This window comes from Leclercia sp. CFBP8987, assembly GCF_034044995.2.
Taxonomy (GTDB): domain Bacteria; phylum Pseudomonadota; class Gammaproteobacteria; order Enterobacterales; family Enterobacteriaceae; genus Enterobacter; species Enterobacter tamurae.
Window position 1 is genome coordinate 4,632,353 of sequence record NZ_CM188255.1, and the last position, 13,608, is coordinate 4,645,960.

Sequence of the window (13,608 nt, forward strand, 5' to 3'; positions counted from 1 at the left end):
ACAATGGAACAGGTTGTCATTGTCGATGCAATTCGCACCCCGATGGGCCGTTCGAAGGGCGGCGCATTTCGTAACGTGCGCGCGGAAGATCTCTCCGCACATTTAATGCGTAGCCTGCTGGCGCGCAACCCGGCGCTGGACGCCACCGCGCTGGACGATATCTACTGGGGCTGCGTGCAGCAGACCCTGGAGCAGGGCTTTAACATCGCCCGTAACGCGGCCCTGCTGGCGGAAATCCCGCACTCGGTACCGGCTGTCACCGTCAACCGCCTGTGTGGTTCGTCAATGCAGGCCCTGCACGATGCGGCACGCATGATCATGACCGGCGATGCGCAGGTGTGCATGATTGGCGGCGTGGAGCACATGGGCCACGTGCCGATGAACCACGGCGTCGATTTCCACCCCGGCATGAGCCGCACGGTGGCGAAAGCCGCGGGCATGATGGGCCTGACGGCAGAGATGCTCTCTCGCCTGCACGGTATCAGCCGTGAAATGCAGGATAGCTTTGCCGCCCGCTCTCACGCCCGTGCCTGGGCCGCGACGCAGTCCGGCGCGTTTAAAAATGAGATTCTCCCCACCGGCGGTCACGACGCCGATGGCGTGCTGAAGCAGTTCTATTTCGACGAAGTGATCCGCCCGGAAACTACCGTTGAAGCACTCTCGACGCTGCGGCCGGCTTTTGATCCGGTAACCGGCACCGTGACGGCGGGCAGCTCTTCCGCCCTGTCTGATGGTGCAGCGGCGATGCTGGTGATGAGCGAAAGCCGCGCCCGCGAGCTGAGCCTGACGCCGCGCGCCCGTATCCGCTCGATGGCGGTAGTGGGTTGCGACCCGTCAATCATGGGTTACGGCCCGGTGCCGGCCTCAAAGCTGGCACTGAAAAAAGCCGGGCTCTCCACCAGCGATATCGACCTCTTCGAGATGAACGAAGCCTTCGCCGCACAGATCCTGCCGTGCATTAAGGATCTGGGGCTGATGGATCAGATCGACGAGAAGATTAACCTCAACGGCGGTGCCATTGCGCTGGGTCACCCGCTGGGTTGTTCCGGGGCGCGTATCAGCACCACCCTGATTAACCTGATGGAACGCAAGGATGCCCAGTTTGGTCTGGCGACCATGTGTATCGGGTTGGGCCAGGGGATCGCGACGGTGTTTGAGAGAGTGTAATAAAAAGCCGGGTCGCAGAGCGGCCCGGCGAAGATTTAGTTGCCGTTTTCCCGCCTGTCAGGGGCGGGTTTTTTTATTCTGAACGGTGTATTCTGAGGACGCGCATTCAATGACGAATGCCTTTCAATTAAGGATGATAAAGATGAAAAAAAGCGTATCTGCGCTCGGCCTTTCACTACTTTTCTGCGTATCCCACACGTTTGCTCAACAGCCCGTCGCAGACGATCGTCTGATGGCAAATCACTGTCTGAGCGAAATCCAGGCCCTGTACAAAACGAACCCGGAAGTCATGGCATTACTTGAAGGGACGCGCGTGAAAGACAATAGCGTTGCGCTCGATCGCTACGATGCGAAGGTTGGCAGCCAGCACATTGCCTCAGAACTGAAAGCCACCGTCGAGCGCCGCGATCGGGTCGTCGGGCAGATCCTGTGCCTGCTCGACGAGGATAAAATTCTCTACAAAACCTTCTTTAACACCGAACAGCACTAAGTGATGCGGCGGCGCGTCAGATAAACGCAAACGCGTCGCCAAACAGACGATCTTCCCGCGCACCGCGCTCATTACAGAACAGGTCCCGGGCAATTTTTGCCATTTCGAAACGACCGGCAATGTAGATGTCGTGATTGACCAGCGTGCCATGATCCTGCAGTACCGCCGTTAACACGGTGCCACTGCGCCCGCGCCAGCCCTCTTCCGGCTGCTCAACCACCGGCTCAACGCGCAGGTTCGGGTGGGTCACACTCAGCGCTTCCAGCTCAGAGAGATCGTAGAGATGCTTCGCCTCGCGGCCACCCCAGTAGATGGTGATGTCGCGGTCCGGATTACGCGCCAGCGCCGTCAGCAGAATGGAACGCACGTAGGAGAAACCGGTGCCGCCCGCAATCAGGATCAGCGGACGCTCTTCGTCATCGCGCAGCCAGGCTTCGCCGTGAGGAATATCAATCTCGATCTCATTCTCTTTCAGGATGCGATCCATTACCGCCATCGCATACAGGTTAAGCTCTGACGCCCCAATGTGCAGCTCGATAAACTCTTGCTCGTCCGGCGTCGAGGCCATTGAGAAAGGGCGCTTATCCCGCTCATCCATCACCACCATTAAATACTGGCCAGCGCGGAAGGAGAACGCCGATTCAGGTACTAAACGGACGCGATATACGGTGTCGGTGATAGCGTCTACCGAAGTCACTTTACAGCTTAAGGTTGTCATTCGCTCTCTCTGTCGGGAAGTCTAAAGGGCATAACGGCGCATTCAGGCGTCTTTACCGTTATTCATTATGGCCAGTTCATCCCAGATCGCGTCAATTCGCGCAGTCACCTCAGGATCCTTTTTGATCGGACGACCCCATTCACGTTGGGTTTCGCCGGGCCATTTATTGGTGGCATCCAGTCCCATTTTTGAGCCAAGACCGGAAACCGGCGAGGCAAAATCCAGATAATCAATGGGCGTGTTTTCAACTAACACGGTATCGCGTGCCGGATCCATACGGGTGGTAATGGCCCAGATCACGTCGTTCCAGTCACGGGCGTTGACGTCATCATCGCAAACGATCACAAACTTGGTATACATAAACTGGCGCAGGAAAGACCATACGCCCATCATCACCCGTTTAGCGTGACCCGCATACTGCTTCTTAATGGTTACCACCGCCAGGCGATAGGAGCAACCTTCCGGCGGCAGATAGAAATCAACGATTTCCGGGAACTGCTTTTGCAGGATCGGCACAAACACTTCGTTCAGCGCCACGCCGAGCACCGCAGGTTCATCCGGCGGACGGCCCGTGTAGGTGGAGTGGTAAATGGCATCTTCACGCTGGGTAATGTGCGTCACGGTAAACACCGGGAAGCTGTCGATTTCGTTGTAATAGCCGGTGTGGTCGCCATAGGGCCCTTCCGGAGCCATCTCACCCGCCTCGATATAGCCTTCGAGTACGATTTCAGCGCTGGCGGGCACTTCCAGATCGTTCGATACGCACTTCACCACTTCGGTTTTTGTGCCGCGCAGCAGCCCGGCAAAGGCGTATTCCGACAGGGTGTCTGGCACCGGGGTGACCGCACCGAGAATGGTGGCCGGATCGGCGCCCAGCGCCACGGCGACCGGGAAACGTTCGCCCGGATGGGCCGCGCACCACTCCTGGAAATCAAGCGCGCCGCCGCGATGCGACAGCCAGCGCATAATCAATTTATTCTTACCAATCAGCTGCTGACGATAGATGCCGAGATTCTGCCGCTCTTTATGCGGACCGCGCGTGACGGTCAGACCCCAGGTGATCAACGGGGCCGCGTCTTCAGGCCAGCACTGCATGATCGGGATACGCGTCAGATCGACCGCGTCGCCTTCCAGGATTTTCTGCTGGCAGGGTGCGCCGCGCAGACGTTTGGTCGGCATGTTCAGGACTTGCTTAAACTGCGGCAGCTTATCGAAGAGATCGCGAAATCCTTTAGGTGGCTCAGGCTCTTTTAAAAAGGCCAGCAGCTTACCCACTTCACGCAACGCGCTGACATCTTCCTGCCCCATTCCCATCGCCACACGTTTTGGTGTGCCAAACAGGTTGCAGAGCACCGGCATGGTGTAGCCTTTCGGATTTTCAAACAGGAGTGCTGGCCCACCCGCACGGAGTGTGCGGTCAGCAATTTCTGTCATTTCCAGATAAGGATCGACAGGAAGGGTGATGCGTTTGAGTTCGCCCTGCTTTTCCAGCAGTTCCAGGAAGTCGCGTAGATCGTTGTATTTCATGCAGTTAGTCAAGCTCTCTCTGTAAGCGTTTCATTATACGGCGTAAGACTGCCTGATGCTGTATTTTTGTTAAATAAGCGTGAAGATTCACGGCTTCTTCTGCGTACGGCCATTATAATCAGCTTAGCGATCCCGCCAGGGTTTTGATATGCTTGCCGGCATAACAAGCGGAAAAGAGTCATTATGCAGGCCTGGTATTTACTGTATTGCAAGCGTGGGCAACTTCAGCGTGCTCAGGAACATCTGGAACGCCAGGCGGTGAACTGTCTGACGCCTGCGATCACGCTGGAAAAAATGGTCCGTGGTAAACGCACCACCGTCAGTGAACCACTGTTCCCTAACTACCTGTTTGTTGAATTCGACCCCGAAGTGATCCACACCACCACCATCAATGCGACGCGCGGTGTCAGCCACTTTGTGCGCTTTGGCGCGCACCCGGCTACGGTGCCCTCTTCCGTGATCCACCAGCTCTCGGTCTACAAACAGCCCGAAGGCATTACCGATCCCGATACCCCCTTCTCCGGCGACGATGTAGTGATCACCGAAGGGGCCTTTGAAGGACTGGTGGCCATTTTCGCTGAGCCGGACGGGGAAGCCCGCTCCATGCTGCTGCTGAACTTACTGAATAAAGAAGTGAAGCAGAGCGTCAAAAATACCAGCTTCCGCAAAGTTTAAAATTCGACGCCAAACAGACGACGCACGTTGTCATCCGTCTGCGCTGCCAGCCACTGCACCTCTTCGCCGCGCCAGTGGGCGATCCGCTCAATAATATGTCCCAGATAAGCCGGTTCATTGCGTCGCGATGCCGGTTTTGGACGGAGATCGCGCGGCAGCAGATAAGGTGCATCGGTCTCCACTAACAGTCGATCGGCAGGAATAACCGGCAGCAGCTCGCGCAGTTCCAGCCCACGTCGTTCATCGCAGACCCAGCCGGTGATCCCCAGATACAAACCACGATCCAGACAGGCTATTGCCTCCTGCCGCGTGCCGGTAAAACAGTGCAGCACTGCGCCAGGGAGTTTATCCAGCCAGGGTTCCAGCAATGCCAGAAAGCGTTCGTGAGCATCACGGCAGTGCATAAATACCGGCATGCCCAGCTCCGCCGCTAACGCCAGTTGGGCGCTAAAGGCATGTTCCTGTTCGGCGGGGGTGGAAAAGTTGCGATTAAAGTCGAGACCACACTCGCCAATCGCCACTACCTCAGGGGAGGCGGCTAAGGCCCGGAGCGTGTCGGCACTCTGCGCCGTCCACTGGCTACTGTCGTGCGGATGGACGCCCGCCGTTGACCAGCAGCGGTCATAGCGCTGCGCCAGCTGCCGCGCCTGCTCGCTTTCGTGCAGGTTGGTACCCGTCAGCAGTAAGCCGTTGACCCCGGCGGCGACGGCTCTGGCCACCACCTCGTCACGATCCTGGGCAAACTGCGGGCTGGTCAGGTTCAGACCGATATCAAACATACTGGCTCCCATATGACAACCGCCCTGGCGGGCGGTTGGGGTTACTCTTCTGTCCCTTCGGACTCTTCGTCGTGATCTTCACGTCGCTTGCCGGTATAGAAGCGCGCAAAGAAGACACCGACTTCAAACAGGCAATACATCGGGATCGCCAGCAGGGTTTGCGAGAAGACATCCGGCGGCGTTAACAGCATGCCCACAACAAACGCGCCCACCAGAATGTATGGCCGTTTTTTGCGTAAGTCATCCGGAGTTGTGATCCCCATCCAGCAGAGCAGCACGATGGCAACCGGTACCTCAAATGCCACGCCGAAGGCCATAAACAGCGCCATCACGAAGCTCAGATAACTGGCAATATCGGTGGAAACCTGCACCCCTACCGGCGCGGTATTTGCCAGGAAGCCAAAGGCCAGCGGGAAGACCACAAAGTAGGCAAAGGCCATGCCGATATAAAATAGCAGCGAGCTGGAAACCAGCAGCGGGATCACCAGGCGACGTTCATGCTTATACAGCGCGGGGGCAATAAAGGCCCAGACCTGGTAAAGGATCACCGGCGCTGAGGCAATCAGCGAGACCCAGAAAGTCAGCTTGATCGGCGTGAAGAAGGGCGATGCCACGTCGGTGGCGATCATGGTTGCCCCGAGCGGCATCTGTTTAATCAGGGGGGCAGAGACCACCTGATAGATGTCGTTGGCAAAATAGACCAGGCATAAAAAAATGAGCAAAACCGCAATAATGCAGTTCAGCAGGCGTTTACGCAGCTCGATCAGGTGCGTAATCAGCGGTTGAGTTTCATCTACTGCCATGTTTACGCTTTATCACTCGACGAGGGGGACGCGGCAGCCGCAGGTGCAGGCTTTTTGTCTGCGGGCGCTGGCGTCGTTTCTTGTTTGGGGATCACCGGCTCGGCTGGCGCCTGTTCGGGCGCGGTAGCCTGATGCTCAGCAGTGGCAGGCGTCACGCCTTCATGCTGCGCTTCGTTATCTTTGACCAGCGGGTTGCGAATGGTATTGGCTTCGTCGCTCGCTTTTTCCGGATCGTTGACGCTGTAGGAGCGCTTCATGGATTCCGCCGCTTCACGCAGTTCGTCCATCGAGGCTTTCAGTTCCGGCGTCAGGTTATCCAGGCTCGCCTTTTCAACTTTTTTCAGGCTGTCCTGAAACTCCTGCAGCTTAAGCTCTTGCGCCAGCTCATTTTGCACCGTTGTCGCCAGCGATCGTAGCGCACGCACCCAGCCAGCAACCGTTTTTACCGCCACAGGCAGACGTTGTGGCCCCAGGACAATGAGGCCAATCACGAAGACCAGCAGCAGTTCACTAAAACCGATATCGAACACGAATTACACCTGCTCGTTATCGTGGCGTTTAGCATTTTCCTTTTTGGCGTCGTCTTGTTTATCAGCGATGGATTTAGCAGTGAAATCCGCATCCTGGCTGGATTTATCCTGCTTCTCGTCATCATCTTTGATCGCTTTCTTGAAGCCTTTGATGGACGCACCGAGATCGGAACCGATAGAACCGAGCTTTTTGGTACCAAACAGCAGCACGACAATGACGGCAATAATCACTAATTGCCAGATACTGATACCACCCATACATCTTCCCCAGTTAGCGATGATTAATTAAACAGGCCGCATTATACGTTATGCGACCCTGCTAGTGCGACGCAATTCAGCGCGTTCTGCGCCATCCGGCTATCCAGACAACCACGCCACCCGCCATCAACCAGGCAGGCATAAGCTCCCACTCAGGACGATTGATCAGCAGCAGCGTGCCGCTTAACAACAGTGTTGCTCCAATGCCAAACAGATACCGGGACTGTCCCTGACGCACATGGTTGGTTTGCAACTCGCGGGCAATTTTATCCACGCTGTGTTGCAAGTTTTTGCTCTGACGCAAACTGTCGTACACCAGTTCCGGAATTTCGGGCATTTTTTCAATCCAGAACGGGGCTTTCTCTTTCAGGGAGCGCACCAGCGCGGGAAGACCCACCTGGTCTTTGATCCACGACTCAAGGAAAGGTTTTGCCGTTTTCCATAAGTCTAACTGAGGATAGAGCTGTCTCCCCACTCCTTCAACGTAAAGTAATGTTTTCTGGAGTAAAACTAACTGAGGCTGCACTTCCATATTGAAGCGACGGGCGGTATTGAACAGGTTCAGCAGCACATGGCCGAACGAGATCTCCGCCAGCGGCTTCTCGAAGATGGGCTCACAGACCGTACGAATGGCGAACTCAAACTCTTCAACGTTGGTATCCAGCGGAACCCAGCCGGAATCAACGTGCAGCTCGGCCACTTTGCGGTAATCGCGGTTAAAAAAGGCGATAAAGTTCTCGGCCAGATAGCGCTTATCTTCTTTGTTCAGCGAGCCGACGATACCGCAGTCGATGCCGATATACTGTGGATCTTCGGGATGCTCGTAGCTGACAAAAATATTGCCCGGGTGCATGTCGGCGTGGAAGAAGCTGTCGCGGAACACCTGGGTGAAGAAGACCTGCACGCCACGCTCGGCCAGCAGCTTCATGTTAGTGCCCTGCTTTTCCAGGGTGGCGACATCCGAGACCGGGATCCCGTAGATGCGCTCCATCACCATCATGTCCTGGCTGCAGTAGTCGGAATAGACTTCCGGCACATACAGCATCGGGCTGTTTTCAAAGTTGCGGCGCAGCTGGATGGCGTTCGCCGATTCACGCAGCAGGTTCAGCTCATCAATCAGCGTTTTTTCATACTCACGCACCACTTCCATCGGACGCAGACGGCGTCCATCCGGCAGCAGACGTGGCACCCAGCGGGCCAGGCGGTAGATGAGTTTCATGTCGGCTCGGATGATCGGCAGAATATCCGGGCGGATCACCTTAATGACCACCTCTTTGCCGTTCTCTTTCAGCCGTGCGGTGTGAACCTGAGCAATGGAGGCCGAGGCCAGCGGCTGGATGTCAAAATCATCGAACCAGGTCTCAACCGGGAGATCGCCCATCGCTTTTTCAATCTGCTGCTTTGCCAGCTTACCGTCGAACGGAGCGACTTTATCCTGCAGCAGTGCCAGCTGATCGGCGATCGCGGGCGGGAACAGGTCACGTCGGGTGGAGAGCATCTGGCCGAACTTGATCCAGACCGGGCCCAGCTCCTGAAGCGCCAAACGCAGTCGCTCACCGAGCAGCTTGTCCTGATGGCGATTAGGCATCCAGAATAGCGTTCGCCGCCAGAGGCGCAGCGGCATAGTGAGGCGCATTCGGGGGATTAGCTCGTCGAGCCCATAGCTCAAAAAGGTGCGGATGATAAAGTAGAGGCGCCGAATTTCACCAGGCGTCATTTGCCCTCCAGTTTTTCAAGCCGTTTTGTCAGTGCATCAACCGCACGCTCAACCGCGGCGGTCTCTTCTGCGAACCATGCTGCTTCCAGTGGACCTGGTGCCATACGCCACTCCTCGGTAAGCACCTCCCCGGCGTAACGCTGCTGGCGCTGAAAACCCTTCTTCAGGAACGAGGCGCCGCCGCGCAGTACTTTACTGATCCCTTCAGCGGCAATATCGCCAGTCCAGGGAGCCAGCAATTCTGCCGGGTCGAACTCGGCCAGATCGGCCAGTGAGACAAAGTTTTGTACCACCTGGATATCGCCTTCGACCTCCAGCTCGCCGCTGCGGATCAGGGCCGTGAGTTGCTGGCGATCGCGCAGTTTGGGCAGCGTGCTCATATGGGTGATGACGGAGCAGTCGGCCTCGCCTTCCCACTCACCGAGCACGTCGAGCTGACGCTCGCTGAATACCAGCACCAGCGGGGTCGAAAACTCTTTTAATACCACCCGCAGCACTTTGCCGTTCAGACGCTGACGCGCCGTTTTCAGCGCAGGAGACCGGTACAGAAAGGTATTGAGTACGTTTTCCACACCGGCTGTGATCAAGGGTTTAAACGGCATTCGCCACCTCCACTCAGAACTTATAACCGCGATGCAGCGCGACAACGCCTGCCGTCATGTTGAAGTAATCAACATTGTCAAAGCCTGCATCCTGCATCATGGCTTTTAAGGTGTCCTGATTCGGGTGCATACGGATCGATTCGGCCAGGTAGCGATAGCTGTCAGCGTCGTTGGCAACCATCTCGCCAATGCGTGGCAGGATGTGGAATGAATAGGCGTCGTAAGCTTTGCTCAGCGGCTCAATAATCGGTTTGGAGAACTCCAGCACCAGCAGACGTCCACCCGGTTTCAGCACACGGTACATGGAACGCAGCGCTTTCTCTTTGTCGGTGACGTTACGCAGACCGAAAGAGATGGTGATGCAGTCAAAAGTGTTATCCGGGAAAGGCAGCGCTTCAGCGTTCGCCTGGACATATTCAACGTTGCCGACCACGCCAATATTGCGCAGTTTTTCACGCCCCATTTTCAGCATGGAGTCGTTGATATCAGCCAGCACAACGCGGCCCGTTTCGCCCACCAGACGCGAGAATTTCGCTGTCAGGTCGCCGGTGCCGCCAGCCAAATCCAGCACGGTTTGTCCACGACGTACGCCGCTACAATCAATAGTGAAGCGCTTCCACAAGCGATGAATGCCGAATGACATCAGGTCATTCATTACATCGTACTTCGCCGCCACGGAATGGAATACGTGGGCCACCATATCAGCTTTCTGCGCTTTAGCGACAGTCTGAAAGCCAAAGTGCGTTGTGTCTTGTGAATCTTCAACCATCTCAGAGCCTGCTTATCAGTCAAATGTTTGAGAAGTGTAACAGATTGGGCGCATTTGCCCTACGATTCAACCACCCCGGGAATAACGCTCCAGGGGGTCTGCCGACGCCTGGGCGCCTGCTAAGGTATTGTTTGTATTTTGAACGGGAACCTCACTGCGCAGCCGATATTCTTCATCTTGCGAGGTGGCCTGCTCGACCAATTCCGGATTAATCTCGCGTTTTACTTCCACGCCAAGGTCGCGGAACGATTCGGCCTGAGCCAGCAGGTTGCCGCGCCCGGAGGCCAGCTTTTTCATCGCCTGGCGGTAGTTATCCTGGGCGCGTTCCAGGCTCTGCCCGACCGAGGTCATATCATCGACGAACAGACGCATTTTGTCGTACAGGCGGCTGGCACGATCGGCAATCTGCTGGGCATTACGGCTCTGATGCTCGTAGCGCCACAAATTCGCAATGGTGCGTAGCGCCACCAGTAGCGTGGTAGGGCTGACCAGCATAATGTTGTTTTTCAGCGCCTCGGAGATCAGCTCCGGCTGGCGATCCAGCGCCAGTAAGAAGGCCGGCTCAACCGGGATAAACATTAGCACATAGTCAAGCGAACGCAGGCCCGGCAGCTGCTGATAATCTTTACGCCCCAGCAGACGAATATGGTTACGCACCGAGGCGATATGCTCCTGCAACGCCGCCTCGCGGGTGTAGTCGTCTTCGGCATTGAAGTAGCGCTCATAGGCCACGAGGGTCATTTTGGCGTCGATGACCACGTCCTTCTCCTGCGGCAGACGGACAATGACGTCGGGCTGCATTCGCGCGCGGTTTTCGGTTTCAATGCTGACCTGGGTTTGATATTCGTGACCCTCGCGCAGGCCAGAGGCCTCCAGCACGCGGGTCAGAACCACTTCGCCCCAGTTGCCCTGGGTTTTATTGTCGCCTTTCAGCGCTTTAGTGAGGTTGATGGCCTCCTGCGCCATCTGGGCATTCAGCTGCTGGAGGTTACGGATTTCATGGGCCAGCGTATGGCGTTCCCGCGCCTCCTGACCAAAGCTGTCCTGCACCTGGCGGCGAAAGCCGTCCAGCTGTTCACGCAGGGGCGACAGCAGGCCGCTCAGGCTCTGGCGGTTTTGTTCATCGACCCGGCGGTTGCTCTGCTCAAAGATGCGGTTGGCGAGGTTTTCGAACTGCTCACTCAGGCGCTGTTCGCTGTTCATCATCTGGCGGATTTTGTCTTCCGCATGCAGTTGGGTGGATTCCAGCCGGGTGGTCACTTCGCGCAGGTCGGCTTCCAGCGAGGTGTTGATATCCCGCAGATTGCGCAGCTCGTTGTTGAGCAGCTCGCATTCGTCACGCCAGTGCCTGCTCTGGGCGATGTTCTGTCTTAATGCACTGAGATCGGCCACCATCTCTTCACGTTCGGCAAGCTGATCGGCTTTTTGCTGCGCATGCTGATAGCTGGCGAACAACCAGCCCACACCTACGCTGACCAGCGCAATAACGACATAAAAAAGGATGGAAATATCCACGACGCCCCCTGCATCAAGGTATGACCCGCACAAAATAGAATTGTGCTGTATAAACGTCCAGTTTGAAAAGGGTTTTCTGCGAGGCGCTACGCAAAGAAAAAGGCCGAACAGGTCGGCCTTTGGCATAGAAAAGGGGAAATTACAGCAGGCGGCGGGCCGCTTCTACCACGATTTTCACCGCGTGGCTTTCGGTCTGCTTCATGGTCTCGGCGTTCGGGATCTCTTGCTGGGTACGGTTAACGATCACACCCGCAACCATACCGGCACGCAGACCCTGGCTTGCGCACATGGTCAGCAGCGTGGCGGATTCCATTTCATAGTTCATCACGCCCATAGACTGCCACTCTTCCATCGAGCCTTTGAAACGGTTCACTACGCGACCAGAGAAGGTGTCGTAGCGCTCCTGGCCCGGGTAGAAGGTATCAGAGGAGGCGGTCACGCCAACGTGAGTCGTCGCGCCAACGGATTTCGCGGCTTCCACCAGCGCGGTGGTGCATTCGAAATCGGCTACTGCCGGGAACTCCATTGGGGCAAAGTGCAGGCTCGCACCGTCCAGACGAACGGACGCGGTGGTGACCAGTACGTCGCCAACGTTGATATGCGGCTGGATCGCACCGGTAGTCCCGATACGCAGGAAAGTACGGATGCCCAGCTGCGCCAGCTCTTCAACGGCAATCGAGGTAGACGGGCCACCGATACCGGTAGAGCACACGATCACCGCTTTGCCATCCAGCTCTGCCCGCCAGGTCGTGAATTCGCGATGGGCTGCCAGCTTAACCGGCTTATCCATCAGCGCGGCGATCTTTTCCACACGCTCAGGGTCGCCAGGGACGATAGCGAGCGTAGCCCCTTGTAAATCGTTTTTAGTGAGGCCGAGATGAAAAACATCAGACTTAGACATAGAAAACTCCTCTGTGGGTCAGTTTGTCAGCAGAAGCAAAGCGGTACTTTACCGAAGGAACCGGCTTTTTTTCGTGACGGGCATCACCATGAATAAAATTGATTGCAGTTAATTACCATGAAATAGTGATTAACATCACATTAACGAGTTATATCGTTATCTGTTGCACAAAAGATAGCCTGTTTCGGGCACTGTGGATTGTTAACCTGCGGACTATATTTACTTTTGCGCTAATTGGTACGGAGAATGCCATGACTGGAAAATCTGGATTTGCACCTGCTGCTGACCTGCAAGCCTCAACCGTTGTCACTACCCCCGACGAAGCCATTACTGCCGGGGAGACCTCCATTCCGACCCAGGGCGATAACATGCCCGCCTGGCATGCCCGGCCCAAAAATGCGCAAGGGGCATTGCCGATCGTCATTGTGATTCAGGAAATTTTCGGCGTGCATGAGCACATTCGCGATATCTGCCGCCGTCTGGCGCTGGAAGGCTATCTGGCCGTGGCACCTGAGCTCTACTTCCGTCAGGGCGATCCGAACGATTACAACGATATTCCTACTCTGTTCAGCAATCTGGTGAGTAAAGTGCCGGACGCGCAGGTGCTGGCAGATCTCGACCACGTCGCCAACTGGGCGGCGCGTAATGGCGGCGATCCCCACCGTCTGCTGGCGACCGGCTTCTGCTGGGGCGGGCGTATCAGCTGGCTGTATGCCGCGCACAACCCGCAGCTGAAAGCCGCCGTGGCATGGTATGGCAAGCTGGTGGGTGAAAAGACGCTGAATTCACCGAAGCATCCGGTCGATATTGCGACCGATTTGAGTGCGCCGGTCCTGGGGCTGTATGGCGCCGAGGATACCGGGATCCCGCTGGATACGGTAGAGACCATGCGCCATGCCCTACGCGCGGCAAACGCAACGGCAGAGATTGTGGTTTACCCGGGAGCCGGGCACGCCTTCAATGCCGATTATCGCCCGAGCTATCACGCGGAATCAGCCAAAGATGGCTGGCAGCGGATGCTGACGTGGTTCCAGCAGTACGGCGCTAAAAAAGGTTAAGCGGCTCACATTTCGCTACGCAAAGTGACATGACTGTTTGACTTTTAAACACAATCTGGACGATATAAAACCCACAGGCGTGTAACTACGATCCGTAGG

Annotated in this window: 15 protein-coding genes; 4 read left to right on the forward strand and 11 right to left on the reverse strand. The window is 56.3% G+C overall.

What is annotated here, in order from left to right; translation table 11 throughout:
• Window positions 1–3 precede the first annotated feature (3 nt).
• Both fadA and SOM40_RS22325 read left to right on the forward strand, forming a co-directional pair.
• Window positions 4–1,167: an acetyl-CoA C-acyltransferase FadA gene (fadA, locus tag SOM40_RS22320; RefSeq protein ID WP_320531140.1), complete on the forward strand. Its 1,164-nt coding sequence runs from the start codon at window positions 4–6 to the stop codon at window positions 1,165–1,167.
• 142 nt (window positions 1,168–1,309) lie between these two features.
• Window positions 1,310–1,657, forward strand: a complete 348-nt coding sequence (locus SOM40_RS22325) for a hypothetical protein (RefSeq protein ID WP_166184676.1) — start codon at window positions 1,310–1,312, stop codon at window positions 1,655–1,657.
• 16 nt (window positions 1,658–1,673) lie between these two features.
• On the opposite strand, the gene fre is transcribed toward SOM40_RS22325, so the two are convergent.
• Both fre and ubiD read right to left on the reverse strand, forming a co-directional pair.
• Window positions 1,674–2,375, reverse strand: coding sequence for an NAD(P)H-flavin reductase (gene fre / locus SOM40_RS22330; protein ID WP_106995900.1), 702 nt, complete (start codon window positions 2,373–2,375; stop codon window positions 1,674–1,676).
• 42 nt (window positions 2,376–2,417) lie between these two features.
• Entirely contained in the window at window positions 2,418–3,902 is a 1,485-nt protein-coding gene (gene ubiD / locus SOM40_RS22335) for a 4-hydroxy-3-polyprenylbenzoate decarboxylase (RefSeq protein WP_262660750.1), read from the reverse strand.
• Between the two features lie 183 nt (window positions 3,903–4,085).
• Between ubiD and rfaH the strand changes: the two genes are divergently transcribed.
• Window positions 4,086–4,577 carry a transcription/translation regulatory transformer protein RfaH gene (gene rfaH / locus SOM40_RS22340; protein ID WP_106995902.1) on the forward strand — a complete coding sequence of 164 codons (492 nt, stop codon included), beginning with the start codon at window positions 4,086–4,088 and terminating at the stop codon, window positions 4,575–4,577.
• Here rfaH and tatD read toward each other — a convergent pair.
• The 9 genes from tatD to udp form a co-directional block, all read right to left on the reverse strand.
• Complete coding sequence (gene tatD, locus SOM40_RS22345; protein WP_261645429.1) at window positions 4,574–5,356, reverse strand: 3'-5' ssDNA/RNA exonuclease TatD; 783 nt, start codon at window positions 5,354–5,356, stop codon at window positions 4,574–4,576. The genes rfaH and tatD overlap by 4 nt on opposite strands.
• Before the next feature lie 41 nt (window positions 5,357–5,397).
• On the reverse strand, window positions 5,398–6,159 hold the full coding sequence (gene tatC, locus SOM40_RS22350) for a Sec-independent protein translocase subunit TatC (RefSeq protein WP_106995904.1): 762 nt from the start codon (window positions 6,157–6,159) through the stop codon (window positions 5,398–5,400).
• Window positions 6,160–6,161: 2 nt separating this feature from the next.
• Entirely contained in the window at window positions 6,162–6,689 is a 528-nt protein-coding gene (gene tatB, locus SOM40_RS22355; RefSeq protein ID WP_225759989.1) for a Sec-independent protein translocase protein TatB, read from the reverse strand.
• Window positions 6,690–6,692: 3 nt separating this feature from the next.
• On the reverse strand, window positions 6,693–6,947 hold the full coding sequence (tatA, locus tag SOM40_RS22360; protein WP_250586527.1) for a Sec-independent protein translocase subunit TatA: 255 nt from the start codon (window positions 6,945–6,947) through the stop codon (window positions 6,693–6,695).
• A 76-nt stretch (window positions 6,948–7,023) separates the two neighbouring features.
• Window positions 7,024–8,664, reverse strand: a complete 1,641-nt coding sequence (gene ubiB / locus SOM40_RS22365) for a ubiquinone biosynthesis regulatory protein kinase UbiB (RefSeq protein ID WP_106995906.1) — start codon at window positions 8,662–8,664, stop codon at window positions 7,024–7,026.
• Window positions 8,661–9,266 carry a ubiquinone biosynthesis protein UbiJ gene (gene ubiJ, locus SOM40_RS22370; RefSeq protein ID WP_106995907.1) on the reverse strand — a complete coding sequence of 202 codons (606 nt, stop codon included), beginning with the start codon at window positions 9,264–9,266 and terminating at the stop codon, window positions 8,661–8,663. The genes ubiB and ubiJ overlap by 4 nt, the downstream gene beginning before the upstream one ends.
• Window positions 9,267–9,279: 13 nt before the next feature.
• A complete protein-coding gene (gene ubiE / locus SOM40_RS22375; RefSeq protein ID WP_032615102.1) occupies window positions 9,280–10,035 on the reverse strand; it encodes a bifunctional demethylmenaquinone methyltransferase/2-methoxy-6-polyprenyl-1,4-benzoquinol methylase UbiE in 756 nt (251 codons plus the stop codon).
• Window positions 10,036–10,101: 66 nt separating this feature from the next.
• Entirely contained in the window at window positions 10,102–11,550 is a 1,449-nt protein-coding gene (rmuC, locus tag SOM40_RS22380) for a DNA recombination protein RmuC (RefSeq protein WP_320531139.1), read from the reverse strand.
• A 139-nt stretch (window positions 11,551–11,689) separates the two neighbouring features.
• Complete coding sequence (gene udp / locus SOM40_RS22385) at window positions 11,690–12,451, reverse strand: uridine phosphorylase (protein ID WP_106995909.1); 762 nt, start codon at window positions 12,449–12,451, stop codon at window positions 11,690–11,692.
• Between the two features lie 251 nt (window positions 12,452–12,702).
• On the opposite strand from udp, the gene SOM40_RS22390 reads away from it, so the two are divergent.
• Window positions 12,703–13,509 carry a dienelactone hydrolase family protein gene (locus SOM40_RS22390; RefSeq protein ID WP_106995910.1) on the forward strand — a complete coding sequence of 269 codons (807 nt, stop codon included), beginning with the start codon at window positions 12,703–12,705 and terminating at the stop codon, window positions 13,507–13,509.
• Window positions 13,510–13,608: the final 99 nt, after the last annotated feature.

Bases quoted from the DNA above. Each gene is read 5' to 3' on its own strand.
- fadA (WP_320531140.1), top strand. From the start codon at position 4: ATGGAACAGGTTGTCATTGTCGATGCAATTCGCACCCCGATGGGCCGT.
- SOM40_RS22325 (WP_166184676.1), top strand. From the start codon at position 1,310: ATGAAAAAAAGCGTATCTGCGCTCGGCCTTTCACTACTTTTCTGCGTA.
- fre (WP_106995900.1), bottom strand. From the start codon at position 2,375: ATGACAACCTTAAGCTGTAAAGTGACTTCGGTAGACGCTATCACCGAC.
- ubiD (WP_262660750.1), bottom strand. From the start codon at position 3,902: ATGAAATACAACGATCTACGCGACTTCCTGGAACTGCTGGAAAAGCAG.
- rfaH (WP_106995902.1), top strand. From the start codon at position 4,086: ATGCAGGCCTGGTATTTACTGTATTGCAAGCGTGGGCAACTTCAGCGT.
- tatD (WP_261645429.1), bottom strand. From the start codon at position 5,356: ATGTTTGATATCGGTCTGAACCTGACCAGCCCGCAGTTTGCCCAGGAT.
- tatC (WP_106995904.1), bottom strand. From the start codon at position 6,159: ATGGCAGTAGATGAAACTCAACCGCTGATTACGCACCTGATCGAGCTG.
- tatA (WP_250586527.1), bottom strand. From the start codon at position 6,947: ATGGGTGGTATCAGTATCTGGCAATTAGTGATTATTGCCGTCATTGTC.
- ubiB (WP_106995906.1), bottom strand. From the start codon at position 8,664: ATGACGCCTGGTGAAATTCGGCGCCTCTACTTTATCATCCGCACCTTT.
- ubiJ (WP_106995907.1), bottom strand. From the start codon at position 9,266: ATGCCGTTTAAACCCTTGATCACAGCCGGTGTGGAAAACGTACTCAAT.
- ubiE (WP_032615102.1), bottom strand. From the start codon at position 10,035: ATGGTTGAAGATTCACAAGACACAACGCACTTTGGCTTTCAGACTGTC.
- udp (WP_106995909.1), bottom strand. From the start codon at position 12,451: ATGTCTAAGTCTGATGTTTTTCATCTCGGCCTCACTAAAAACGATTTA.
- SOM40_RS22390 (WP_106995910.1), top strand. From the start codon at position 12,703: ATGACTGGAAAATCTGGATTTGCACCTGCTGCTGACCTGCAAGCCTCA.